Here is a 24,515-nt window from a genome sequence, read left to right on the forward strand (position 1 = left end):
TCATGATCGATCTCGCGATCGGGCCGGGGGCGGGCCGGGCCGAGCCGGGCCGGGGGCGGAGGGCTGTCGGGCAGGCAGCGGCGGGCAGGGCGGCGGTCAGTTGATCGCGGCGGGGGCGACGCGGTCGCCGCGGAAGGGGACGCCCTCGGCGGTCAGGCGGCGGCGGGCCTCGTTCTCGTGGCCGGGAGGCAGCCGCCCGCCCGCGCCGACCACGCGGTGCCACGGCACCCCGCCGCCGTGCCGGGCCATGATCGTGCCGACCCGGCGGGCCGAGTTGCGCCCGGACTCCTCGGCCAACGCGTCGGCGATCGCGCCGTAGGTCATCACCCGCCCGGCCGGGATCTTCTCGACCAACCGCAGCACCGCTTCGGTGTACTCCTCCGGCGTCATAGCCGAAGGCTAGATGACCAGGAACCTGTGCACACGACACGCCGTCGACCCGTGCCATAAGTTCATGATCAACCCGAAAGGGGGGGCCAGTGGGTGGGATGGCGCGGGAGGGGGAAGGCTACGGGCGGGCAGAATGGGCGGATGCGTGCGGTGGTCACCCGGGCTCGGCGGGTGGTGGTGAAGGTGGGGTCGTCGTCGTTGACGACGGCGGCCGGCGGGCTGGATCCGGAGCGGTTGGCGGCACTGGTGGGGGCGCTGTGTGCCGTGGGTGACCGGGACCGGCAGCGGGAGGTCGTGCTGGTGTCGTCCGGCGCGATCGCGGCGGGGCTGGCTCCGCTCGGCCTGTCCAGGCGACCGCGTGACCTGGCCACGCAGCAGGCGGCGGCGAGCGTGGGCCAGGGGCGGCTGATGCACGCGTACACCGAGGAGTTCGGCCGGCACGGGCGGACCGTCGGGCAGGTGCTGCTGACCGTGGACGACGTGACCCGGCGCGCGCACTACCGCAACGCGTACCGGACGCTGCGCAAGCTGCTGGACATGAGGGCCGTGCCGATCATCAACGAGAACGACACGGTCGCCACCGAGGAGATCCGCTTCGGCGACAACGACCGGCTCGCCGCGCTGGTGGCCGCCCTGGTCCAGGCGGACCTGCTGGTGCTGCTGTCGGACGTGGACGCGCTCTACACCGGCCACCCGTCGCAGCCGGGCTCCCGCAAGATCACTGAGGTCGCCGACTTCGCGGCGCTCGCCGAGGTGCAGGTCAGCGGCGCGGGCAGCGCCGGGGTCGGCACCGGCGGCATGGTCACCAAGGTCGAGGCGGCCCGCATCGCGACCGACGCGGGCATCCCGGTGGTGCTGACCGCCGCCCCCCACGCGGCGGCGGCCCTGTCCGGCGACGACGTCGGCACCCTGTTCCATCCCGCGGGCGTACGCGCGACCGCCCGCCTGCACTGGCTCGCCCACGCCACCACGGCGCGCGGCCGCCTGCACCTGGACGACGGCGCCGTGGCCGCCGTGGTCGGCCGCCGCGCGTCCCTGCTCCCGGCCGGCATCACCCGCGTCGACGGCGCGTTCACCGCGGGCGACCCGGTGGACCTGGTCGACGTCGCGGGCCGCGCGGTGGCCCGCGGGCTGGTCAACTACGACGCGCTGGAGCTGCCGACCCTGCTCGGCCGCTCGACCGGCGAGCTGGCCGCCACCCTCGGCCCCGGCTACGAGCGCGAAGTCATCCACCGCGACGACCTGGTGCTGCTGTAAGGAAGGGCACCTTCCCATCGTTTTCCGTAGAGGAAGGGCACCTTCCTAACCCTCGGAGAGGCAGAACGAAGATGAGCGTCATCGAGCAGGCGAAGCGGGCGCGTGAGGCGGCGACGGTGCTGGCCACGGCGTCCCGGAAGGCCAAGGACGCCGGGCTGGCGGCGATGGCCGACGCGCTGGCCGCGCGTACCCCCGAGATCTGCGAGGCCAACGCCCTGGATGTGGCGGCGGCCCGGGAGCAGGGGACGCCCGAGTCGACCGTGGACCGGCTCGCGCTGAACCCGGCCCGGCTGGCGGGGATGGCCGACGGGCTGCGCCAGATCGCGGGGCTGCCCGACCCGGTCGGCGAGGTGGTCCGCGGCGGCACCCTCCCCAACGGCCTGCAGGTACGCCAGCTGCGGGTGCCGTTCGGCGTGGTCGGCATCATCTACGAGGCCCGGCCGAACGTCACCGCCGACGCCGCCGGCCTGACCCTGAAGTCGGGCAACGCGGTGCTGCTGCGCGGCTCCGGCTCGGCGGCCCGGTCCAACGCGGCGATCGTGGCGGTGCTGCGCGACGCGCTGGTCGGGGCGGGCCTGCCCGCCGACGCGGTGCAGCTGGTCGACTCGGCCACCCGCGACACGGTCAAGGAGCTGATGCGGGCGCGCGGCCTGGTCGACGTGCTGATCCCGCGCGGCGGCGCGTCGCTGATCCGCACCGTGGTCGAGGAGTCCTCGGTGCCGGTGATCGAGACCGGCGTCGGCAACTGCCACGTGTACGTCGACGAGTCGGCCGACCTGGACATGGCGCTGACCATCCTGCTCAACGCGAAGGTGCAGCGGCCGTCGGTGTGCAACGCGGCCGAGTCGCTGCTGGTGCACGCCGCCGTGGCGGACGCCTTCCTGCCCCGCGCCCTGGCCGCGCTGCGCGAGCACGGCGTGACCGTGCACGGCTCGCCCGAGGTCGCCGCGTACGCCGACGACGTCGTCCCGGCCACCGAGGAGGACTGGGGCACGGAGTACCTCGCGCTGGAGCTGTCGGCGCGGGTGGTGCCGTCGCTGGACGAGGCGGTCGCGCACATCCGGCGGCACGGCTCCGGCCACTCCGAGGCGATCATCACCTCGTCGCTGCCCGCCGCGAACCGGTTCGCCGCGCAGGTGGACGCGGCCGCGGTGCTGGTGAACGCGTCGACCCGCTTCGTCGACGGCGGCGAGCTCGGCTTCGGCGCCGAGATCGGCATCTCCACGCAGAAGCTGCACGCCCGCGGCCCCATGGGCCTGCCCGAACTGACCAGCACCAAGTACGTCATCACCGGCGAAGGCCACACCCGCGCCTAGGCTTCATGAGCAGAGGCCGGTCACGCTGTCGGAACAGCGTGACCGGCCTCTTACCTGAAGACGGGGCTAGAGGAGGCTGGCCTTGCCGGGCGGGGTGGTGGCCTCGTAGAGGGCGCGGATGACGTTCAGCGTGAGGTGCACGTCGAACGCCTCGCCGTCCTCGGAGTCCCAGCCGCCGTCGGTGCGCTGTGTCTCGGCCAGGCGGCGCTTCGCCGCGATCATCGTCCAGTCGTCGCCGGACACGCCGACGCGGCGCATGGTGGCCGCCATCGCGGCGGCGTCGGCGGGCGCCATGCCCGGCAGCCGCTCGCCCAGCACCGCCTGCATCCGGGCGGCCTCGTAGAACATGTCCTGCCGGTACATCACGGCCGCACCGAGCCAGCCGGTGACCAGGAACGACGGCCAGGTGCCGTCGTCGTTGAGGCTGCTCTTGATGAACTCGGCGCCGCGGGCGGCGGCGTCGGCGTACGGGATCGGCGTCGGGTCGCCGTACGGCAGTGACGAGCGCACGTCGAGCCCGATGACGGTGAGCCAGAACGTCGCGTTCGCGGTCAGGTACAGCGTCGCCTCGGGGTCGCCGGGCTGCGCCCACTCGGGCGCCTCGGCGGCGAGCTCCTTGGCCTCCTGCCAGCTGCCGTCGGGGGCCTGCCGCCCGGCCAGCCAGTCGAACGCGCGCTTGACCCCGGGCCGCGCCAGCGCGCCGAGGTCGTCGAGCTGCGCGAGCCGGAAGCAGGTGACGTCGACCGAGGGCACCTTGCTGCGCGGGGTGCCGAACCAGCCGCCGCCGTCGGCCTGGCCGGCCTCGGCCGCGGCGACGATCTCCTCGGGGGGTGTCGCGCCGGTACGCAGGTACGACAGGCGCGCGCGATCGACGGGGTCACCCTTCTTCACCACGAAACCGATAGCCGCGTCGAGATCCACCACGGTCATCGAGGGTACGGGTTCAACTACCGTCCGGCCTCATCAGGTTGGTCAAGGTCAACAGTCTGGGCGGCTGAAATAGTTTCTGAACAACTTGCTTCGAGCCCGGTCAGCGCCCTGGAAGCGGGCCGTTTGGTCAGTCGGGGCGAGACTGTCAGGTATGGACAGTGCTCGAAGTCACACCGCCGTACCCGAGAGATGTTCGCAACTCCCCCTGGTCGGGCCGCCTCCGCCCGCCGGAGATCGCCGTCTCGTGTCGGGATCTGCAGTCCGGCTACGCGTTCCGGCACGAAACAGCGATCTTGCCCGCGCGGCCGCGCCGCGCCGCACACCGCGCCTCGGGTCGGCGGTCGGCCGCCGGGACGGCGAACGCCGGCCCGGGGCGATCCGGACCGGCGTTCGTCTTTCGCGATCAGTAGCTGGGCAGTGACGGGTCCACCGTCTTGACCCAGGCGAGCACGCCGCCCTGGACGTGCACGGCGTCCTTGAACCCGGCGGCCTTCAGCGCGGCCAGCGCCTCCGCGGAGCGCACGCCTGACTTGCAGTGCAGCACGATCTGCTTGTCCTGTGGCAGCTTCGAGAGCGCCTCGCCGGACAGGATCTCGCCCTTCGGGATGAGCACGCTGCCCGGGATGCTGACGATCTCGTACTCGGCCGGCTCGCGCACGTCGACGAGGAGGAAGTCCTTGTCGGCGTCCTGCCACTCCTTGAGCTCCCGCGCGGTGATCGTCGCGTCGACGACCGCGTTCTGGGCCTCGACGGAGACCGCGCCGCAGAAGTCCTCGTAGTCCTCCAGCAGCTCGGTGACGCTCGGGTTCTCACCGCAGAGCACGCAGGACGGGTCCTTGCGCACCCGGATCTTGCGGTACGTCATCTCCAGCGCGTCGTACACCATCAGCGACCCGACCAGCGGCTCGCCGATGCCGGCCAGCAGCTTGATCGCCTCGTTCACCTGGATCGAGCCGATGCTGGCGCACAGCACGCCGAGCACGCCGCCCTCGGCGCACGAGGGGACCATGCCGGGCGGCGGCGGCTCCGGGTAGAGGCAGCGGTAGCAGGGGCCGTGCTCGGCCCAGAACACGCTGGCCTGGCCGTCGAAGCGGTAGATCGAGCCCCACACGTACGGCTTGCCGAGCAGCACGGCGGCGTCGTTCACCAGGTAGCGGGTGGCGAAGTTGTCCGTGCCGTCGACGATCAGGTCGTACTGGCCGAAGATCTCGAAGACGTTCTCCCGGTCCAGCGCCGTGTCGTGGATGACCACGTTCACGTACGGGTTGATCTCCCGGATGCTGGCGGCGGCCGACTCGGCCTTCGGGCGGCCGATGTCGGACTGGCCATGAATGATCTGGCGCTGCAGGTTCGACTCGTCGACGGTGTCGAACTCGACGATGCCCAGCGTGCCGACCCCGGCCGCGGCCAGGTACATCAGCGCGGGCGAGCCGAGCCCTCCGGCGCCGACGCACAGCACCTTGGCGTTCTTGAGCCGCTTCTGCCCATCCATCCCGACGTCCGGGATGATCAGGTGGCGGCTGTAGCGGCGGACCTCGTCCACCGAGAGCGACTCGGCGGGCTCCACGAGCGGCGGCAACGACATAGCCACATTCTCGCTCGCCGGAGTAGGGATTGCCATGATCTCCAACCCCATGGGATGCGAGTTCCGTCACCAGCCCCGCCGGGAATAGATGATCACGGTCCCCCGGTGCCGACACGCCGTCGAACACGCCCGTAAGTTCATGATCAACCCCCGCGGAGGGGTCAGGGGATGGCGGGGCCCTGGTAGAGGGTGGGGGTCTGGGGGAAGGGCCAGGGGTTGGGGGTGCAGCCCTTGCGGTCGGTGGACTTCTGCTGCATGACGGGGGCGGGTTGGCCCGGGGCGGGGCAGGCTTGGTGGCCGTAGCCGAGCTGGTGGCCCAGCTCGTGGTTGAGGGCGAAGGCGCGGTAGTCCTCGATCGGGGCGCCGTAGTCGGGGACACCCTGCAGCCAGCGGTCGAGGTTGATGATGAGCTGGCCGGGCAGGCGGCAGGAGTGGAAGCCCTCGGTGTGCAGGCCGCCCGCGGCGCACAGCTTGGTCGCGGTGCCGGGTGTGGCGAGCAGGATCGTGAAGTCGTGCTGGCCCTTCTCGGCCACCCGCTGCAGGCGCAGCGAGCCGCCCCCGGTCCAGCCGCGCGGCTCGGCGAGGATGCGCTGCACCTCGGCCGTGAACGCGGCGACCTCCTGGCCGGAGCCCTTCTCCACGGCGACCCGGTAGCGGCGCAGCGTGCCCTTGGCGCCCACGGTCTGGCCGGTGCCGGTGGCGTACGCGAACGAGCCGCTGCCGGTGGCGAGCGCCCCCGCCGAGCCCTCGGGCGCGGGCGTGCTCTCCTCGCGGGGCTGCCCGGACGCGCCGGGATCGGCCGCATCGCCCGGCGCGGTGGCGTCGCCGGTCGCGGCGGGCGCGGCGTCCGGACCGTCCAGCAGCAGCCCGTCGGAGCCGCGGGCCAGGTCCACGCCGGCCAGCACCACGACGAGGCCGAGCGCGGCCAGCACGAGGCGGCGGTTGCGGCGGCGGCGCGCGTCGATCGCGGCCCGGCGGCGGGCGCGGAACCCGGGCCGGTCGCCGGCGGGCGCGCGGTCGCCCCGGGTGCCGCGATCGTCGCGGTCGCGGCGCGGCTCGAACAGCTCCAGCTCGGTGCTCATCAGGCCACCGGCGGTCCGGTGTAGCGCTTGCCGTCCACGTACGGCCACGGGTTGGCGGCGCAGCCCTTGAGGCCGTACGTCTGCTGCTGCATGACCGGGGCGGGCCTGCCCTTGCCCGGGCAGCCCTCGTGGTTGCGGCCCAGCTCGTGCCCGACCTCGTGGTTGATCACGTAGGTGCGGTAGATCGTCAGATCGATCTTGCCCTTGACGTAGTCGGGCACCGACAGGCGCCACCGGTTGAGGTTGATGACCACGCGACCGGGCAGCCGGCAGGACGTGTACGAGACGCCGTTCATCCGGGTGTCCATGCCGCCGGTGGCGCACATCTTGCGCGTGGTCTCGCCCGTGGCCAGGTAGATCGTGAAGTTGTGCGAGGAGCCGTCGGGCACCCGCTGCAACCGGTACTGCCTGCCCGCGATCCAGCTGCGCGGGTCGCCCAGGGTCTGCTCGATCAGGTCGGTGAAGGCGGCGAGCTCCTCGTCGGCGACGTTCTTCTCGGCCGCCACCCGGAACCGCTTGATGCTGCCCGCGGTGCCCAGCACGTCGCCCTTGGTCTTGGCGTACGCCCAGGTGCCGGGTCCGGAGGCGGGGATGTCACCGGCCAGCTGGTAGACCGGCTCCGGGCTGGGCGACGGCTCCGGCGAGGGCGACGGCGCGGCGCTCGGCTCGGGGCTGTCCACCGCGGACGGCGTCGACGCGACGTGCCTGGTCGGCGTGGCCGGCTCCGGTGCACCGCGCAGCAGGTCGACCCCCACCAGCAGAGCGGCGCCGAGCAGCAGGCAGATGGCCGCCGTGCGGCGGCGGCGCTGCCTGGCGCGGGCGCGGGCGAGCCGTCCGGACTCGACCCGCGACGACCGGACGGGGGTGTCCCAGTCGGTCCTGCGGGGCGGTGCGGGGGCGGTGCGCATCGACACAGCCTGCCACATCCCTACGGAAGCAGCGCCGCGAGCCGCCTGTTCACCGCGCTGAGAGTCGCCCGAACGACAGCACGGCGGGGATCGCCGGCCACCAGGGCGGAGCCGGCGAGCTGCTCCACCCAGCCGCCGCAGACCAGCAGCACCACCACGACGGCGACCTCACAGCTGCCCATCGGCACGATGGTGGCCTGCTCGACGAAGCAGCGGCCGGACTCACCCGTGGTGGTGCCCTCGCGCAGCAGGTCGTCGATGGCGACGGCGGTCGCGGCGGCGCACAGGCGCAGCACGTACGCGTCGACCGCGGGCCCGCTGGCCACCCCGATCGCCTGCCGGTCGCCGGTGTTGAGGCGCACCTCCACCGTCGCGTCCAGCCCGAACGTGCTGGTCTGCACGTGCTCGATGATCGCCCGCGGCCCCTGGTCGCGCTCGGTGGGCAGCGGCGGCGGCGACGCCGTGGCGGGCAGCTCCGGCTCGGTGCTGACCGAGCGCAGCGCCGCGACGCGGTCGCGCAGCTCGCCCGGTGCGCGGCGGGGCACGCTGACCGGGTGGCGGCGGCGCGGCTCGCGCGGCAGCGTGTCGGACAGCGGATCGGGCTGCAGGCCGGGTGGCGGCGCGGCGCCGGCGCCCGAGCGCGGGGCGGGCAGGGTCGCGGTGGGCGTGGGCGTGTCGGGCGCCGGGGCGGGCTTGGGCACGGCCGGGCCGGCCGGGGCCGCGTCGATGCCCATCTGCTCCTGCAGCATGCGCGCCACCATCCGGCTGATCGCCGCCGGGTCGGCCCCCTCCGCGAGGTCGAGCCGCAGGTGGTGGGCACCGGTGGCGGTGGTGCGCAGCGCCGCGTCGCGTACGCCGGCCACGCCGCGCACGGCGCGCAGCACGGCGTCGACGTCGAACCCGTCGGGCCGCTCGTCGGGGCTGCCGTCGTCGTTGCGTCGCAGGTGGGACGCGATGCGGTCGAGCTGCGGCGTGGCCGCGACGGTCGTCTCCGCCTCGCCGACCGGGTGGATCGTGGGCGGCACGTCGGGCACCGCCGGGACACGCTGCGGCAGGTGCTCGGTGCCCGGACCGTCGTCCGCCGCGGCGTGCTCGGCGGCCCGGTCCGCGGCCGGCGGGTGCGGGATGCGGGGCTGGTTCGGTGGCGGCGGGGCGGGCGGGATGTACGGCCGGGGCTGCGCCACGAACGACGGCTGGCCCGGGAACGAGGCGGAGGGCGTGCCCTCGCCGCGGGGCGCGGGCTCCGGCGCCCCCGTCCCGGCGGCGGCCGCCTGCGCGAGCTCCGCCGCGCCGGCACGGCCGCCCCGGACGGCGTCGGCGGCCGCGGTGAGGCCGCGGTCGGCGCCGGGCGGGCGGCCCGCCTGCTCCGGCACGGGTCCCGCGGACAGGCGCCCGGACCCGCGGGACGGCTCGGGCCGTCCGGCCTCCGGCTCGTCCAGTGCCGGGCGGGCGAACTCCTGGGTGGCGTCCAGCGAGCGGCCGGGCGCGTCGGCACCGGTCGACTCCGCCGCGGCCCCGGACTGCGCGCGGTCGGTCGCACCGGCCTGGCGGTGCGGGCGCACCGGCAGCGGCGGCTCCGCGAACGCCATCCCGAACCGCGCACCGAGCGACATCGAGTCGTCCGGCTCCGGCTCGCCGTCGCCCGGCGGCTCCGCGCGTTCCCTGGTCAGCGGCATGGACATGCGGGCCTCCTGGACGGGCGGCGCGGCACGGGTGGCGGCGGCGGCCGCGGCGGCCAGCGGCGCGTCCCCGGCCGACACCGCGGGCACCGGCCCGGCCAGCTCGGCGGGCAGCGACGGCCGCAGGCCGGGCGGGGGCACCGGGTAGCCGCCGGTGGGCATGGTCAGCGCGGGGTTGGTGCCCGCGGGCAGCGGCGGCATCACCGGGATCGGGACCACCTCCGGCGGGGCGACCTGCTCGGGCTGGAACGGCGTGAAGACGGGCGGGACGCGTTCGGGGGCCAGGCGGGGGGAGCCATGGGCGGGCGTGGGCTCGTCGAAGGCGGCGTGCCGGGCGAACTCGGCCGAGCTCTGCGCCAGCTCGTCGGCGTACGGGTCCTCGCCGGGGGAGGAGGGCTCCGGCAGGGGGCGCTGGTCGGCGTACTGGCGGTGCTGGCCGTTCACGGCGGGCGGGGTGGGCTCCGCGCGCAGCAACGTCGTGGTCAGCGGGTCGGCGCCCGAGAGCGCCTCGATGCCGCGGCGGTCGGCCACCTGGGCGTGCCACGGGGTCAGCGGCTCGAATCCGGGTTCGAGCGCCGCCCCCGCGCTCGACCATCCACCCGTGCGCTCGTCCGCCCAACCGCCCGGCTTGTGCCCGTTGGCCGTCGGGTGTCCGACGCCCCCGGCCGAACCGTTGGCGGGTTCGTCGGCTGCCGCTGTGTTTTCGGTCTGGCCTGTTACGTCCACCGTGCGCTCCTCCGTCGCCCACGCTGAGGCTACCGTGAACGGCGAATGACGATAAGTTGCAACGACGGGCCAGTTTGCAAGATCCGACCAAGGATCCGTCCGCAGGGTGAGGAGATTCCATGACCGCGGCCACCAGTGGCGCCAACCCGAACGGCTCGACAGCCACGGGCCGGCCGACGCGGCTGCCCCGGTCGGCGCGACGTAAGCAGCTGCTCGCCGCGGCTCAGGACGTCTTCGTCGCCCAGGGCTACCACTCCGCAGCGATGGACGACATCGCCGAACGCGCGGGCGTCTCGAAACCAGTCCTCTACCAGCACTTTCCCGGCAAACTAGAGCTCTATCTGGCCCTGCTCGACACGCACTGCGACGCGTTCGCCGAGCGCATCCGCTCCGCCATGGCGGCCACGACGGACAACAAGGAACGTGTCCGTGGCGCCATGCGCGCCTACTTCGACTTCGTCTCCCACGAGAGCGAGGCGTACCGGCTGGTCTTCGAATCCGACCTGCGCAACGACCCGGCGGTGGCCGAGCGGGTGGACCGGATGGAGCGCCTGTCGGTGGAGGCGATAACCGAGACAATCATGTCCGACACGGGCGTGTCGCGGGCCCGCGCCGAGGTCCTCGCCGCGGGGCTGTGCGGCGCCGCGCAGGTCTCCGCCCGCTGGTGGCTGGCCGGCGGCCGCGTCATCGCCCAGGACGAGGCCGAGCAGCTCATCACCACCCTGTCCTGGCGGGGCATCAGCTCCTTCCCGCTCTCCGGCACCGAGCACTGACCCCGGCGCGCTGAGCCCGCGTGGCCGCCACGGCATCGTCCAGCTCGGACGGCGGGTAGGCTCGGGAGCGAGCCGAGGAGGTTGTGTGGAGGTCAAGATCGGTGTGCAGTTCGCCCCCCGCGAATTGGTGGTGGACAGCGCGCAGACGCCCGCAGAGGTGGAGCAGCAGGTCGCTGACGCGCTCGCGTCGAAGACCCAGCTGCTGACCCTGGTCGACGAGAAGGGTCGCCGGGTCATCGTGCCGGTCGACAAGATCGCTTATGTGGAGATCGCGGAAGCCTCGACGCGCAGCGTGGGCTTCGCCGCCCGCTGACGCGGGCAACCTTGACCGGACGGCACGGCGCTCCGGCGCCGTGCCGTCCGTGCCTGGGAGCGGTATTCTGCGCGCGTGTCCGCTACCGCCGGTGTGATCGATCTTCTGGGCATGCTCGCCTACGGTGAGCTGCTGGCCTTCGACCGGATGGCGGCCGACGCCCGCCTGGCGCCGGACCTGTCCCGGCAGGCCGCCCTCGCCGAGATGGCGGCCTCGGAGATGACGAACTACCGGCGGCTCGCCGACCGGCTGCGCGAGCTGGGCGCGGATCCCGAGGATGCGATGCGCCCGTTCGTCGGCGCGCTGCGCACGTTCCACGACAACACCGAGCCCGGCGACTGGCTCGAAGCGCTGGCCAAGGCGTACGTCGGCGAGGGCATCTCCGACGACTTCTTCCGCGAGGTGGCCCGGGTGCTGCCGCCGGGCAGCCTGGCCGAGGCCGACCGGGCGCTGGTGCTCGACGTGCTGCACGACGACGGCTACGCCGACTTCGCGGCGGCCGAGATCCGGGCGGCGATCGAGGCGGACCCGAAGGTCGCCAACCGGCTGTCGATGTGGGCGCGGCGGCTCACCGGCGAGGCGCTGTCGCAGGCGCAGCAGGTGGCGCTGGAGCGCACGCCGCTGACCGCGCTGGTGCTGTCGGGCATCGACGGGGGCTCGCTGGAAGAGCTTTTCGGCCGGCTCACCGCCGCGCACACGGCCCGGATGAGCGCGGTAGGCCTCAATAACTGACCGATTTGCGTGGCATATCCCACTAACGACCGGGAATTCGCCACACACCTGGTGACCAGACGGCCACTACGCCGTACGATGGACCTCGTTGACATGGGCCCGATGCCCATGTCGTCGCGTGTGCGGCGCCGCGGCCTCCGGGACCGCGCCCCGCGATGGGATTCAGATCCACCGTCGCGCTGCGCCCCGCGCTCGAGACTACATATACGCCCTTCGATGAACTGGGCGTACCGACATCCGCAAGGGCTGCCCCCAGGGTCCGCCATATGCGGATCACTGAGAGGGCACCCCAGAACTCCATGACGGACACCACTGAGAAGACCGCACCCATCGCGCCCACCTTCGCCCAGCTCGGCGTACGCCCCGAGACCGTGGCCTCGCTGGCCGCGATGGGCATCGAGCGCGCGTTCGCGATCCAGGAGTACGCGCTGCCGATCGCGCTGCGCGGCGGCGACATGATCGGCCAGGCGCCCACCGGCACCGGCAAGACCTTCGGCTTCGGCATCCCGCTGATCGACCGCGCGGTCGCCCCGAGCGAGGGCGACACCGGCGGCGCGCCGCAGGCGCTCGTCGTCGTGCCGACCCGCGAGCTGGGCCTGCAGGTCGCCAAGGACCTCGCCGGCGCCGGCAAGTCCCGCGGCGTGCGCGTGCTGGCGCTGTACGGCGGCGTCGCGTACGAGCCGCAGGTCGAGGCGCTGAAGGCCGGTGTCGAGATCCTGGTCAGCACGCCCGGCCGCCTGCTGGACCTGTGCAAGCAGAAGCACCTCAAGCTGGACAAGGTCAAGGCGCTCGTGCTCGACGAGGCCGACCGCATGCTCGACCTGGGCTTCCTCGACGACGTCGAGAAGATCCTGAAGATGCTGCCGGACGACCGGCAGACCATGCTGTTCTCGGCGACCATGCCGGACCCGATCGTGACCCTGTCGCGCCGGTTCCTGCGCACGCCGGTGACCGTGCATGCCGGGCACACCACCGAGCCGGGCGTGAGCCCGCAGACCAAGCAGGTCGTCTACCGCACGCACCAGCTCAACAAGCTGGAGCTGCTGGCCCGCATCCTGCAGGCCAACGGCCGCGGCCTGACCATGATCTTCACCCGGACCAAGCGCAACGCCGACCGGGTCAGCGAGGACCTCGACTTCCGCGGGTTCGCCGCGGCGGCGGTCCACGGCGACCTCGGCCAGGGCGCCCGCGAGCGGGCGCTGCGCGCCTTCCGGGCCGGCAAGATCGACGTGCTGGTGGCCACCGACGTGGCCGCGCGCGGCCTGGACGTCTCCGGCGTGACGCACGTCATCAACTACGACTGCCCGGACGACGCGGAGACCTACGTGCACCGCATCGGCCGCACCGGCCGCGCCGGGGCCACCGGTGTCGCGGTGACCTTCGTCGACTGGGAGGACATGCCCCGCTGGCGGATCGTCGACAAGACGCTCGGCCTGGAGCTGACCGGCCCCGACGGGCCCGCCGAGACGTACCACACCTCGCCCTGGGTCTACACCGACCTGGACATCCCGGCCGACGTGACCGGCACCCTGCCCAGCGCGCAGCGCTCCCGGGCCGGGCTGTCCGCGGAGGTCGAGGAGGACCTGGGCGGCCGCACCCGCGGCACGCGCGGCAAGCGCGGCCCGGTGGCGGAGGCGCCGCCGCGCGAGCGCACGCCGCGCCGTCGCCGCCGCCTGACCGGTGACGACAGCGCCGGTGAGCCGGCCGAGGCCGGGGCCGCCGAGGCGCCCGCGGCCGACGCCGACGCGCCCGCCGAGGGCCAGCCGCGTGGCCGGCGCCGTCGCCGTGGCGGCTCCGCCGCTGCTGCCGCGGTGGTCCACGAGGGCGGCGCCGCCGCGCTCACGCCGCAGTTCGCCGACGCCGGGGACGCCCCGGCGGAGACCGCCGAGGCCGGCGAGGCCGGTGCCTCGCGCTCCCGGTCGCGCCGCCGCCGTCGCCGCTCCGGCGGCCGGGGCGGGGCCGAAGGCGCCCTGGAGTCCTCGGTCGAAGGCTGACGAAAGCCCCACAAAGCCGCCCCCACGCTGTGCAAACACAGCGTGGGGGCGTTTTTTACCCAACTAAAGTATGAGGTTAGGGTGCCCTTACTCGCGTACGGTGCTGCGCATGAGTGAGCCCTTCTCCGCCCGCCTGCGCGCCGCGACCTGGACCGACCACAGCTCGGCCGAGCAGACGACGTTCCTCGACGACCTGACCCGGGGCCGGCTCACCCTCGCCGCCCACGCCGCGCTCACCGCCCAGCACTACCTGATCTACGAGGTGCTGGAGCAGGCCGCGGCGCACTGGAGCGGGGACCCGGTCGCGGGCGGCTTCCACGCCGAGGCGCTCACCCGGCTGCCCGCGCTCGCCGACGACCTCGCTTTCCTGCTCGGCCCGGCCTGGCGCGACGCGCTCACGCCCACCCCGGCCACCGCCGAGTACGCCGACCGCCTGCGCGAGGCCGCGTTCACCTGGCCGGCCGGCTACGTGGCCCACCACTACAACCGCTACCTGGGCGACCTGTCCGGCGGCCAGTACGTCGCCCGCGCCCTGGCCCGCGCGTACGGGCTCGCGCTCGGCGGCGACGGGCTGCGCTTCTACGCCTTCGACGGCATCGCCGACCTCGGGGAGTTCAAGGACGCCTACCGCGCCCGGCTGGACGCCGCGCCCTGGGACGCCGCCGAGCAGGACCGGGTCATCGACGAGGTGAAGCTCGCCTACCGGCTCAACACCGACGTGCTCGCCGACCTGGGCCGGCTGCACCCCAACCCGTTCCCGCCCGAGGTCGTCGCCCAGATCATGAAGCACATGAACGACGACCACCCCGCCGACTCGCTGCTGATCTGCCGCGCCACGCTGCCCGAGGCCGCCCGCCCGGCGGCGACCGCGGCGACCATGTCCGGCATGGACAACCAGGCGATCGAGTTCAGCGCCGTCGTCGACGGCGTGGCGACCCCGATCCGGGTCCCGTTCTCGCACCGGCTCACCGAGCGGGCGCAGGTCCGCGTCGAGGTGACCCGGCTCTACCGCGAGGCGTGCGCGCTGCTCGGCCTGCCCGCCCGCTGAGCCGCCCCACGGCGCGCCAGCTCGGAGCGCCTGGCTGCGGCCGCTACCGGCAGGCGCGGTTCCCACCGAGCCGTGGCGGGGCGGGCGGCCGGCCTGGTCAGGCTGCCCGCTCGCGGACTGCGGGCATGGAACACTGGCCGGTGTGGAGACCGCTCACGACGTGCTCATCGCGCTGGCCAGGCGATACTCCTTCGCGGACGTCGCCGCGCTGGCCGGGCAGGGCGCGGGCGGCCTCGACACCGAGCAGGTCGCCCACGTGCAGCAGCTGTGCGCCTTCGGCCAGCGGCTGATGGACCTCGACGCCGAGGACTTCGGCGAGCTGAACGCCGCGTTCGAGGCCAACACCGAGCACGCCGTCGCCGACCGGGTGCACGGCGACCGCATCCCCGAGCACCTGCGCGAGCGGGCGCTGGCCTGCCGCATGCCCCAGGCGCCCCGGGAGGTGCACCGCGGCGCCCTAGGGAGCATGCGGCCGGCGTACCGGCTGCTGCTGGAGGTCCTCGACGCCCGCTTCCGGCGCGGGGAGACCAACGCGGTCGTCGCCGTGGTGCACATCGTCAGCGAGTACGGCCCGCTGCTGGTCTGGGAGCGGGTGTTCGGGCACGCCGCCGACCCGGTGCGCATGCCCGCGGCGGTCGGCGGCGACGGCAGCGCCTGGGGCGACTTCGAGGACCGCGAGTGCCCGCACACCAAGCCGGAGAAGTCCGCGGCCCGGCGCTCGCTCACCGTGGCCCACGAGAACAACGCCGGCTGGCGGGCGTACCTGGACCGCCAGCACTCCAACACCGCCCAGGCCCTGTCCGTGTGCGCGACCACCTGCCACCGCCGCTGCAGCGTCTACACCCGGCTCGACGCCCACCGCGCCGAGCAGGTCAGCCACGGCTGCCGCCTGGCCGACACGCTCACCGACTCGGCCGTCGTCCGCCTGCGCCACAGCGCCCCCGTCGGCCACGGCTTCGGCGTCCCCTCCCGCCGCGAGCTCCTCGAAGCCTGGTCCCGCACCCGAGCCTCCCTGGCGAAGCAGGAACCCGCCATCGCCACCGACGACGGCTTCCCCCTCCCCGGCTTCACCACCCTGGTCGCCACCCTCGCCGGCCACCCGATGCCCCAGGACACCCTCCTCGCCGACACCGCCATAGCCCTCACCAAAGCCCTCACCCCCTGACCCCACCCACCCCACCTCACCCCACCCGCGATGCGTCGATCTTGCGCGCGCTGTGGGTACGACACACTCCAACCGGGCAAAAGGGCAACACTTCACGCAAGATCGTCGCGATCTTGGCGGCTTTCGCGGGGCCGGGTCAGTGGGTGAGGAGGGTGGCCAGGTGGGGGGTGACCTGCCAGTCGGCGAGCAGGGCGGCGAGTTCGGCCGACTCCTCGGGGGTGGGCGCGTGGCGGGTACGGCGGGCACGGATCATCGCGTTGCGCGGGGTGTGCGCCGAGTCGATGAACTCGACGACCTCGACGTCGTACCCGTGCTCGCGGAGCAGGGCGGCCCGCACCGTGTCGGTGAGCACGTCGGCGAAGCGCTCGCGCAGGATGCCGTGCGCGGTCAGCAGGCCCGCGGCACCGGCCGGCGGGTGCTTGCGCAGCTGGCGGGACAGGTCCTTGTGGCAGCAGGGCGCGGCCAGGATCCACTGCGCGTCCCAGCGCAGCGCGCGGGCCAGCGCGTCGTCGGTGGCGGTGTCGCAGGCGTGCAGCGCGAGCACCACGTCGGCGGCGGGCACCGGCGCGTCGGCGATGGTCCCCGCCACGAAGGACACGTGCTCGGCCCAGCCCAGCTGCTCGGCGATGGCGGTGTTGCGCTCGCGCTGGTCGGGGCGCACGTCGACGCCGATCAGGCGTACGTCCACGCCGCGGCCGGACAGGTAGCGGTACGCGGCGAAGGTCAGGTACGCGTTGCCGCAGCCCAGGTCGACCACGTGCAGCGGGCTGGGCAGCCGGGCCGGGTCGGGCAGGGTGGCGTCCAGCGCGCGCAGGAACGCGTCGACCTGGCGGCGCTTGGCGGCGTCGCCGCCGATCACGGCGTACAGCGGGTCGCCGGGGTCGATCAGGTGCTCCTTGGCCCGGTCGTGGGTGGTGTCGGCGGGCGGCGCCACCCCGGCCGAGCGGTGCAGCACGGCGCCCTTCTTGGTGGCCTGCAGCCGCAGCGTGCCGCGTCCGGTCTCCACGGTCCAGCTGCCGAACGGCTCGTCGAGCAGCTCGTCGACCTTGCGGGTCAGCTCGGCGCCGGGCGCGAGGTTGACCGTGGTGGGCCGCTGCCCGTCCTCGGTCACCAGCTGCACCCGCTCCCCCGCCTTCAGGGTGACCGGGCGCAGCGTGGCGCGCAGCACGGACGGCGTCGCGCCCTTGCGCTGCCCGCCCGCCGTCGCGCGGACCAGGTCGGGCGCCAGCAGGAGTTCGCGTACCTCGGCCAGGGCGTCAGGAAGTGCTGCCATACGTCAAGGATGCGTGATCGCCCGAGCGAGCCGTCAGAAGGAGCCCTCCGGGGCGGTCGCCGGGGGATGCTCGGCGCTCCAGACCACCAGGAACACGATGACGGCGAGCCACATCACGGCCAGCCCGGTGCCGACCCACCCGATGATGATGCCGGCCAGGGCCATGCCGTCGCCCTCCTCGCCGGTCGTCCGGATCCGGCGGCGGGTGATGTGCCCCATGATCGCGCCGGTGGGGCCGAGCACGAAGGTCGGTATCCCGTAGAGGCAGATCGTGGCCAGGCCCAGCAATGCGGTGACCATCGACGCGATGGCCATGCCGTTGGTACGCCGGCCGAGCGCGTACGGATGCGGCGGGTAGCCGGGGTGGGCGTACGGCTGGCCCGGATACGGGTACACGCCTCCCGGCGGAGCCGGATGGGCCGCCACCGGGTGCGGCCAGCCGACGGGCGGCGGTCCGGCGTACAGGTACCCGTGTCCGGGCACGGGTCCGGCGCCGGCTGACGGCACTCCCGTGGGCGGCACGGCGGCGGCGCCGGGCGACGGTGTGCCCGGGGTCGGCACGGGTGCGGTGCCGTCGGACGCCGCGCCGGGCGGCGGCGCGGTGGGATCGGTCATCGGCCTGCTCCGTGTACGTGTGGGGGTGACGCACAGCGTAAGCGGGCACCCCCTACTGGCGTCGGCCCGGACAAACCGGCAGGATCGAGCCATGAACGAGCGGATGGATCTCTTCCGGCTGGACGGCCGGGTCGCACTCGTCACCGGTGCGGGCAGCCCACACGGCATCGGCTTCGCCACCGCTCGCCAGCTTGCCGCACTCGGCGCCAAGGTCGCCGTGGTCTCCACCACCCGGCGCATCCACGAGCGCGCGGGCGAACTGGGCGTGCTCGGCTTCGTCGCCGATCTCACCCTGGAGGCGGAGGTCGGCGCGCTGGCGGACGCGGTCACCGAGCAGCTCGGCGACGTCGACATCCTGGTCAACAACGCCGGCCTGACCAGCCGGGCCAGCGTGGAGGTGATCCGGCCGGTCGCGCAGCTGACGTTCGAGGAGTGGCGCGCCGAGATCGACCGGAACCTGACCACGGCGTTCCTGTGCAGCCGGGCGTTCCTCGGCGGCATGTCCGAGCGCGGCTGGGGCCGCATCGTGAACCTGTCGGCGACCGCCGGGCCGGTGAACGCGCTGCCCGCCGAGGCCGGCTACGCCGCGGCGAAGGCGGGCGTGCTGGGCCTGACCCGGGCACTGGCGATGGAGCTGGTCGCGGACGGGATCACGGTCAACGCCGTCGCGCCCGGCAAGATCCACACTTCGGCGTCCACCCTGGCCGAGCTGAAGCAGGGCTACGACACCCCGATGGGCCGTCCCGGCACGCCCGACGAGGTCGCCGCGACCATCGCCTTCCTCTGCTCGCCCGCCGCGGGTTACATCACCGGCCAGATGCTGGTCATCGACGGCGGCCAGTCCGTCCGCCAGAGCTGAGCGAGGAAGGGCACCTTCTTATCGTTCTGCGTTGAAGAAGGTGCCCTTCCTAACGCCTCGCGCGCAGCTCAGCCACGTGCGACTGCGCCGGCAGGGCTGGGCGGGCGTCCGTCAGGGCTGTGCGGCCGCGGTCGCGAGCGCAGGCCCGTAGGCCAGGGCACCCGGCACGGGCCCGGACGCCGGGGCACCGGCGGGCAGGGCGGCGGTCGCCAGCGCCGCGGCCTCGGGCAGGCTCGGCGCCGACTCGCCGGTGAAGCCGTCGTCCGAGGCGTACTGCAGGTGGTCGGCCAGGTCCGGCGCGGCCAGCCGGATCGCCCGCATGCCCAGCGCTCGCGCGCCGGTCAGCTCCCGCGAGCCGCCGTCGCCGACGAAGACGCACCGCTCGGGCTCGACCCCGAGCTGCTCGCAGGCGGTGAGGTACATCCGCGGGTGCGGCTTGCTCTGCCCGACGTGCACGGAGTACACCTTCGCGTCCAGCAGCCGGCCGATCGGCAGCCCGCGCATGATCTCGGGCAGCTCCCAGGCGCAGTCGCTGACGACGGCGAGCCGGACGCCGGCCCGCCGCAGCCGCCACAGCGTGGGCACCGCCTCGGGCCGCAGGTGCGTGTCGGCGCGCACCGCCATCAGCCGCGCCGCCTGGGCGGCTCGCAGCCGGGCGGGCGTGACGCGTACGCCCAGCTCACCGACCACCCAGCGCATCGTGTCGAGCGCGTCGCCGTGGGCGCCGCGGCAGCGGGGGTAGAAGGAGGTGTCCAGCACGGCGAAGTAGTCGGCGGGGTCGCAGCCGAGCAGCCGGGGCACCAGGGAGTGCGCTGGCCCGCGGGTGCAGGCCGTGGTGAGCGTGCCGTAGAAGTCGAAGAGCACCGCGCGCGGCACTGCGCACGATAAAGAGGGCTGTGAATCCATTCGAGGGACGGTAACCACATGGTCACGTGAAGTACATAGGATGATCGCGTTCAGTACGTGCCTGATTCCAAGGCGTAGATGTCGATCTGCTTCCGCGTCCATGACCTGCGCCTGGCAGGATCGGGCCTCATGCGACCCCGGCTCGACTCGATCACCATCGCCGCCGTCACGGTGGCGATCATCGCCGTCTCCTCCTCCGGGGCCCTCATCGCGTACGCCGCCGCGCCCGCGCTGGCCATCGCGTTCTGGCGTAACGCCCTCGCCGTGGGCGTGCTCGCGCCGGTCACCCTCACCCGCCGCCGTGGCGAGCTGCTCGGCCTGCGCGAGGGGCACGCGTGGCGGTGGAGCGTGCTGGCGGGCGTCGCACTCGCCGCGCACTTCGGCACCTGGGTGCCCAGCGTCAAGATGACCACCGTGGCGACCGCGACCGCGCTGGTCGCCACGCAGCCGATCTGGGCCGGGCTCATCGCCGTGTGGCAGGGCCGCCGCCTCGGCCGCTGGACCTGGGTGGGCATCGGCGCCGCGGTGGTGGGCGCCGGGATCGCCACGGGTGCCGACTTCTCCCGAGGGGGTACGGCGGTCGCCGGTGACCTGCTCGCGGTGGCCGGGGGCATGCTCGCGGCGGTGTACACCTCGCTCGGCGAGAAGGCGCGGGCCCGCACCACCACCACGACGTACACCACCGTCTGCTACTCCGTGTGCGCCGTGGTCCTGCTCGCGGTGTGCCTGCTGTTCGGCGTACGGCTGACCGGCTTCGACGATCAGACGTGGCTGGCCATCATCGCGCTGACCGCCGGGGCACAGCTGCTCGGGCACTCGATGTTCAACTACGCGCTGCACAAGATCTCGGCCACCACGATCAGCGTGCTGATCCTGCTGGAGGTGCCCGGCGCGGCGCTGCTCGGCTGGGCGTGGCTCGACCAGGTCCCGCCGCCCGCCGCCTGGCCCGGCATCGCCCTGCTGACCTGCGGCGTCGCCGTCGTGATCCTCGGCGCCCGCCGCCCCGCCGCGCTGCCCACCCCCGACCCCGTCGACATCGACCTCCCCACCGACGCCTCCCCCACCACACCCACCCCCGACCGCTCCCACCTGCGCAACTCTTAAAGAGTCGCGGCTTACAAGCCACCCGGTGGGCGCGACTCCCCGAGAGTTGCGCCCCGGAGGGCCGGCCCCGCAGGGCCGCCCTGGGGCGGGGCGGCGTGGGTCGCCTGGGGCGAGGGTTGGGGTGAGAATGGGCGGCATGACGTATCCGTTGGTGGAGGAGGCCGCGAAGAAGGCGGCCATCGCCTGGGTGTCGGTGGGCGGGCCGGCGTACGCCGTGTGGTGCCTGCCGCAGGACGGCCGCCTGCACGTGGCGGTCGGCCCCGGCGAGCAGGAGCTGCCCGGCCTCGCCGAGGCGGAGCGGGCCACCGTGACGCTGCGCGGGGATCACGGCGGCGCGGTGGTGACCTATCCGGCGACGGTGGAGCGGGTCGAGCCGGGCGGCGAGCGCTGGGACGCCGTCGCGGTGACCATGGCCGGCAAGCGGCTCAACGCCCCGGGCACCGCCGAGGCGCTGGCCGAGCGCTGGGGCCGCGAATGCGTCCTGGTCGCACTCTCCCCCGCGGGCGAGCCCGTTGCGCCCGGCGACGAGGCCGGCAACGCCGAGCCGCGGCCCACCCCGGCCGCGAACGCCACCCGCAAGCCGTTCCGGCTGCACCGGGTGCGCCGCCGCTAAGGCCCCACCGGGTTCGAGAAATACGCATACCATGCGAATATGGCCACGCTGACCAGGGTCTTCGTTGCCCGGCTCGCGGGCCTGCCCGTCTTCGACCCGAACGGCGACCAGGTGGGCCGGGTGCGTGACGCCGTCGCCCGGCTGCGCTCCGACGGGCCGCCCGCGGTGGTCGGGCTGATGGCCGAGATGCCGCTGCGGCGCCAGATCTTCCTGCCCATCGCCCGGGTCAACTCGATCGACGCGGACAGCGTCGCGCTCGGGTCGGGCACCATCAACCTGCGCCGGTTCCAGAAGGGCCCGGCCGAGCTGCTCGTGCTCGCCGACCTGCTGGACCGGCGGATCACCACCCCCGGCGGCGCCCCCGCCACGGTGGTCGACGTGGCGATGGAATCCGACCGCGCCGGCCAGTGGAACCTGGGCCGCGTCGCCGTCCGCGACGTCACCAGCCGGTTGAGCCGGCGCGGCCAGCTGCACCAGTTCGAGTGGGACGAGCTGACCGGGCTCGTCGACTCGTCGGCGCTGCAGGGCACCGCGTCGCTGCTGACCGTGCTGGAGAAGATGCGCCCGGCCGACCTGGCCAGCGCCCTGCAGGAGCTGCCCGACCAGCGCCGGCACGCGGTCGCCGCGGCGCTGGACGACGAGCGCCTAGCCGACGTGCTGGAGGAGCTGCCCGAGCACGACCAGGTCGACATCCTGGCCCGGCTGGACCGCGAGCGGGCCGCCGACGTGCTGGAGGAGATGGACGCCGACGACGCGGCCGACCTGCTGGCCGAGCTGCCGCCCAGCGAGCGGGCGCTGCTGCTGGACCTGATGGAGCCGGAGGAGTCCGCGCCGGTGCGGGCCCTGATGCACTACCGGCCCAACACCGCGGGCGCGCTGATGACCAGCGAGCCGGTGATCCTGACCCCGGACGCCACCGTCGCCGACGCGCTGGCCCGCATCCGCGAGAAGCACCTGTCCCCGGCGCTGGCCGCGCAGGTGTTCGTGTGCCGGGCGCCGATCGACACGCCGACCGGCCGCTACCTGGGCGTGGTGCACTTCCAGCGGCTGCTGCGCGAGCCGCCCGGCGACCTGCTCGGCGGGGTGCTGGAACGCGACATCCAGCCGCTGCCGCCGAGCCTGCCGCTCGCCGAGATCACCCGGCGGATGGCGACGTACAACCTGGTCGCGATCGCGGTGGTGGACTCCAACGACCGGCTGGTCGGCGCGGTGACCGTGGACGACGTGCTCGACCACCTGCTGCCGCGCGACTGGCGGGAGCGCGGCACGGGCACGGACACCGCCTCATGAGCCGGACCGGGCGGGGGGCGGGCCGGTGAGCGACCGCCTGGACCAGCCCCGCGAGCCCCGCGCGGTGCGCCTGCCGCAGTGGAACCCGGAGGCGTTCGGCGACTTCGCGGAGAAGTTCGCCCGGTTCATGGGCACCGCGAAGTTCCTCGTCTACATGACGGTCTTCGTGATCGTCTGGATCCTGCTCAACCTGATCGGCGTCTTCGGGATGAAGTGGGACCCCTACCCGTTCATCCTGCTCAACCTGTTCTTCAGCACCCAGGCGTCGTACGCCGCGCCGCTGATCCTGCTGGCGCAGAACCGCCAGGCCGACCGCGACCGGCTGACCCTCGACGAGGACCGGCGTCGCGCCCAGGCCCAGAAGGCCGACACGGAGTACCTGGCACGCGAGATCGCGTCGCTGCGGATGGCGCTGAACGAGGTCGCCACCCGCGACTACATCCGCTCCGAGCTGGCCAAGCTGGCCGAGGAGCTGGACGACGCGGCGTCCCGGCGGCACCAGCAGGAGAAGGCTGACCGCAAGGAGGCCAAGGCGGACAAGAAGAGCCGCGCGTCGCAAGGGGCATGACGCGCGGCTGACCCTTCCGATGGTCCCACGATCGGGCGAAGCGGGGCAATGGGTCGCGAGAATGTTGCGCGTGCCACCCGCCCCGCGCAGTGCCAGGTCATGATCTATGCCACGGGTAGCATGGGCGCATGTCCACCGCTGTGCACGCCGACGACCAGGCTGTCCTGGCCGCACTCGCCTCCGTCAACGACCCGGAGATCAAGCGACCCATCACCGAGCTCGGCATGGTCGAGTCGGTGAAGGTCGACGCGGGCGTGGCCCACATCCGCATCCTGCTCACCGTCGCCGGCTGCCCGCTCAAGGACACCCTGCGCACCGACATCACCGCCGCCGCGACCCGCGTCGAGGGCGTCACCGCGGTCGAGATCGACTTCGGTGTGATGAGCCCCGAGCAGCGGCAGGACCTGCAGAAGCGGCTGCGCGGCGGGAACGCCGCGGCCGAGCCCGTGATCCCGTTCGCCCAGCCCGGCAGTCGCACCCGCGTGTACGCGGTCGCCTCCGGCAAGGGCGGCGTCGGCAAGTCCAGCGTCACCGTCAACCTGGCCGCGGCGCTCGCCGCCCGGGGCCTGTCCGTCGGCGTGGTCGACGCCGACATCTACGGCCACTCGGTGCCCCGCATGCTCGGCGTGCAGGGCCGCCCCACCCAGGTCGAAGACATGATCATGCCGCCCCAGGCGCACGGCGTGAAGGTCATCTCGATCGGCATGTTCACCAGCGGCAACGCCGCCGTCGTCTGGCGCGGGCCGATGCTGCACCGCGCGCTGCAGCAGTTCCTCGCCGACGTGTACTGGGGCGACCTGGACGTGCTGCTGCTCGACCTGCCCCCGGGCACCGGCGACATCGCCATCTCGCTGGCACAGCTGCTGCCCACCGCCGAGATCCTCGTCGTCACCACCCCGCAGGCGGCGGCCGCCGAGGTCGCCGAGCGGGCCGGCGCGATCGCCCTGCAGACCCACCAGCGCCTGGTCGGCGTCGTGGAGAACATGTCCTGGCTCCAGCTGCCCGACGGCAGCCGGATGGAGGTCTTCGGCGCGGGCGGCGGGCAGACCGTCGCCGACTCGCTGACCCGCCTCACCGGCGCCTCGGTGCCGCTGCTCGGCCAGATCCCGCTGGACACCGGCGTACGCGAGGCCGGCGACGAAGGCACGCCGGTCGTGCTCTCGACCCCCGACTCGCCCGCCGGCGCTGCGCTGAACGCGGTCGCCGACCGGCTCGCGGTCCGCCGCGAGTCCCTCATCGGCCGCTCCCTCGGCCTCTCCCCCGCCAAGCGCTGACCCGCCCCTTCTTGGCGCAACTTTTAAAGACTCGCGGCCTCAGAGCACATCTGAGGCCGCGCTTGATTACGTGGTGGGCGGGTGTGGCGCGGCAGGCGGGGCGGGCGGGGTGGCC

Annotated in this window: 22 protein-coding genes and 1 pseudogene; 14 read left to right on the forward strand and 9 right to left on the reverse strand. The window is 73.8% G+C overall.

Going from position 1 to position 24,515, the window contains the following annotated elements; genetic code table 11:
- Positions 1 to 96 precede the first annotated feature (96 nt).
- Positions 97 to 390, reverse strand: a complete 294-nt coding sequence (locus AB0J67_RS16730) for an MGMT family protein (RefSeq protein WP_363482756.1) — start codon at positions 388 to 390, stop codon at positions 97 to 99.
- Positions 391 to 531: 141 nt separating this feature from the next.
- On the opposite strand from AB0J67_RS16730, the gene proB reads away from it, so the two are divergent.
- Complete coding sequence (gene proB, locus AB0J67_RS16735) at positions 532 to 1,647, forward strand: glutamate 5-kinase (RefSeq protein WP_363482759.1); 1,116 nt, start codon at positions 532 to 534, stop codon at positions 1,645 to 1,647.
- Between the two features lie 71 nt (positions 1,648 to 1,718).
- A complete protein-coding gene (locus tag AB0J67_RS16740) occupies positions 1,719 to 2,963 on the forward strand; it encodes a glutamate-5-semialdehyde dehydrogenase (RefSeq protein WP_363482762.1) in 1,245 nt (414 codons plus the stop codon).
- A gap of 66 nt (positions 2,964 to 3,029) precedes the next feature.
- Here the strand turns inward: AB0J67_RS16740 and AB0J67_RS16745 are convergent, their stop codons facing one another.
- The 5 genes from AB0J67_RS16745 to AB0J67_RS16765 all read right to left on the reverse strand — a co-directional run bounded on the left by AB0J67_RS16745 (position 3,030) and on the right by AB0J67_RS16765 (position 9,873).
- A complete protein-coding gene (locus tag AB0J67_RS16745) occupies positions 3,030 to 3,887 on the reverse strand; it encodes a prenyltransferase/squalene oxidase repeat-containing protein (RefSeq protein ID WP_363482765.1) in 858 nt (285 codons plus the stop codon).
- Positions 3,888 to 4,296: 409 nt separating this feature from the next.
- Positions 4,297 to 5,478 carry an adenylyltransferase/sulfurtransferase MoeZ gene (gene moeZ, locus AB0J67_RS16750; protein ID WP_363482768.1) on the reverse strand — a complete coding sequence of 394 codons (1,182 nt, stop codon included), beginning with the start codon at positions 5,476 to 5,478 and terminating at the stop codon, positions 4,297 to 4,299.
- A 161-nt stretch (positions 5,479 to 5,639) separates the two neighbouring features.
- Positions 5,640 to 6,560 (reverse strand): DUF3152 domain-containing protein, encoded by a 921-nt coding sequence (locus AB0J67_RS16755; protein ID WP_363482771.1) that lies wholly within the window; start codon positions 6,558 to 6,560, stop codon positions 5,640 to 5,642.
- The gene (locus tag AB0J67_RS16760) at positions 6,560 to 7,468 is read right to left on the reverse strand and encodes a DUF3152 domain-containing protein (RefSeq protein ID WP_363482774.1); all 909 of its coding nucleotides are present in this window, start codon (positions 7,466 to 7,468) and stop codon (positions 6,560 to 6,562) included. Before AB0J67_RS16760 ends, AB0J67_RS16755 begins: the two co-directional genes overlap by 1 nt.
- 20 nt (positions 7,469 to 7,488) lie before the next feature.
- Positions 7,489 to 9,873 carry a hypothetical protein gene (locus AB0J67_RS16765; RefSeq protein WP_363482777.1) on the reverse strand — a complete coding sequence of 795 codons (2,385 nt, stop codon included), beginning with the start codon at positions 9,871 to 9,873 and terminating at the stop codon, positions 7,489 to 7,491.
- A 119-nt stretch (positions 9,874 to 9,992) separates the two neighbouring features.
- On the opposite strand from AB0J67_RS16765, the gene AB0J67_RS16770 reads away from it, so the two are divergent.
- From AB0J67_RS16770 to AB0J67_RS16795, 6 genes are all read left to right on the forward strand, one after another.
- Positions 9,993 to 10,646, forward strand: coding sequence for a TetR/AcrR family transcriptional regulator (locus AB0J67_RS16770; RefSeq protein ID WP_363482780.1), 654 nt, complete (start codon positions 9,993 to 9,995; stop codon positions 10,644 to 10,646).
- 85 nt (positions 10,647 to 10,731) lie between these two features.
- Positions 10,732 to 10,959 carry a DUF3107 domain-containing protein gene (locus AB0J67_RS16775; protein ID WP_363482783.1) on the forward strand — a complete coding sequence of 76 codons (228 nt, stop codon included), beginning with the start codon at positions 10,732 to 10,734 and terminating at the stop codon, positions 10,957 to 10,959.
- A gap of 75 nt (positions 10,960 to 11,034) precedes the next feature.
- The gene (locus AB0J67_RS16780; protein ID WP_363482786.1) at positions 11,035 to 11,691 is read left to right on the forward strand and encodes a ferritin-like fold-containing protein; all 657 of its coding nucleotides are present in this window, start codon (positions 11,035 to 11,037) and stop codon (positions 11,689 to 11,691) included.
- 299 nt (positions 11,692 to 11,990) lie between these two features.
- Positions 11,991 to 13,685, forward strand: coding sequence for a DEAD/DEAH box helicase (locus tag AB0J67_RS16785; protein WP_363482789.1), 1,695 nt, complete (start codon positions 11,991 to 11,993; stop codon positions 13,683 to 13,685).
- 109 nt (positions 13,686 to 13,794) lie between these two features.
- Positions 13,795 to 14,733: a biliverdin-producing heme oxygenase gene (locus tag AB0J67_RS16790; protein ID WP_363482792.1), complete on the forward strand. Its 939-nt coding sequence runs from the start codon at positions 13,795 to 13,797 to the stop codon at positions 14,731 to 14,733.
- Between the two features lie 142 nt (positions 14,734 to 14,875).
- On the forward strand, positions 14,876 to 15,898 hold the full coding sequence (locus AB0J67_RS16795) for a hypothetical protein (protein ID WP_363482795.1): 1,023 nt from the start codon (positions 14,876 to 14,878) through the stop codon (positions 15,896 to 15,898).
- A 136-nt stretch (positions 15,899 to 16,034) separates the two neighbouring features.
- Here AB0J67_RS16795 and AB0J67_RS16800 read toward each other — a convergent pair whose 3' ends face one another.
- Together AB0J67_RS16800 and AB0J67_RS16805 are read right to left on the reverse strand one after the other, a co-directional pair.
- Positions 16,035 to 17,171, reverse strand: a complete 1,137-nt coding sequence (locus AB0J67_RS16800) for an SAM-dependent methyltransferase (RefSeq protein ID WP_363482798.1) — start codon at positions 17,169 to 17,171, stop codon at positions 16,035 to 16,037.
- Between the two features lie 33 nt (positions 17,172 to 17,204).
- Positions 17,205 to 17,786 (reverse strand): DUF4190 domain-containing protein, encoded by a 582-nt coding sequence (locus AB0J67_RS16805; protein WP_363482800.1) that lies wholly within the window; start codon positions 17,784 to 17,786, stop codon positions 17,205 to 17,207.
- Between AB0J67_RS16805 and AB0J67_RS16810 the strand changes: the two are divergent.
- Positions 17,778 to 18,645: pseudogene (locus AB0J67_RS16810) on the forward strand (SDR family NAD(P)-dependent oxidoreductase). The gene AB0J67_RS16805 and the pseudogene AB0J67_RS16810 overlap by 9 nt on opposite strands.
- Before the next feature lie 111 nt (positions 18,646 to 18,756).
- Here the strand turns inward: AB0J67_RS16810 and AB0J67_RS16815 are convergent.
- Positions 18,757 to 19,521 (reverse strand): HAD-IA family hydrolase, encoded by a 765-nt coding sequence (locus AB0J67_RS16815; protein WP_363482803.1) that lies wholly within the window; start codon positions 19,519 to 19,521, stop codon positions 18,757 to 18,759.
- Positions 19,522 to 19,680: 159 nt separating this feature from the next.
- Here AB0J67_RS16815 and AB0J67_RS16820 point away from each other — a divergent pair, with 159 nt between their 5' ends.
- The 5 genes from AB0J67_RS16820 to AB0J67_RS16840 all read left to right on the forward strand — a co-directional run bounded on the left by AB0J67_RS16820 (position 19,681) and on the right by AB0J67_RS16840 (position 24,400).
- Positions 19,681 to 20,655 carry a DMT family transporter gene (locus AB0J67_RS16820; RefSeq protein WP_363482806.1) on the forward strand — a complete coding sequence of 325 codons (975 nt, stop codon included), beginning with the start codon at positions 19,681 to 19,683 and terminating at the stop codon, positions 20,653 to 20,655.
- Between the two features lie 136 nt (positions 20,656 to 20,791).
- Complete coding sequence (locus tag AB0J67_RS16825) at positions 20,792 to 21,268, forward strand: hypothetical protein (RefSeq protein ID WP_363482809.1); 477 nt, start codon at positions 20,792 to 20,794, stop codon at positions 21,266 to 21,268.
- A gap of 39 nt (positions 21,269 to 21,307) precedes the next feature.
- Positions 21,308 to 22,558, forward strand: coding sequence for a CBS domain-containing protein (locus AB0J67_RS16830; RefSeq protein WP_363482812.1), 1,251 nt, complete (start codon positions 21,308 to 21,310; stop codon positions 22,556 to 22,558).
- Between the two features lie 25 nt (positions 22,559 to 22,583).
- A complete protein-coding gene (locus AB0J67_RS16835) occupies positions 22,584 to 23,126 on the forward strand; it encodes a DUF1003 domain-containing protein (protein ID WP_363482815.1) in 543 nt (180 codons plus the stop codon).
- Between the two features lie 128 nt (positions 23,127 to 23,254).
- Positions 23,255 to 24,400: an Mrp/NBP35 family ATP-binding protein gene (locus AB0J67_RS16840; protein WP_363482818.1), complete on the forward strand. Its 1,146-nt coding sequence runs from the start codon at positions 23,255 to 23,257 to the stop codon at positions 24,398 to 24,400.
- Positions 24,401 to 24,515 lie beyond the last annotated feature (115 nt).

The organism is Catellatospora sp. NPDC049609 (assembly GCF_040675365.1).
In the GTDB taxonomy this organism is placed as follows: Bacteria; Actinomycetota; Actinomycetes; order Mycobacteriales; family Micromonosporaceae; genus Catellatospora.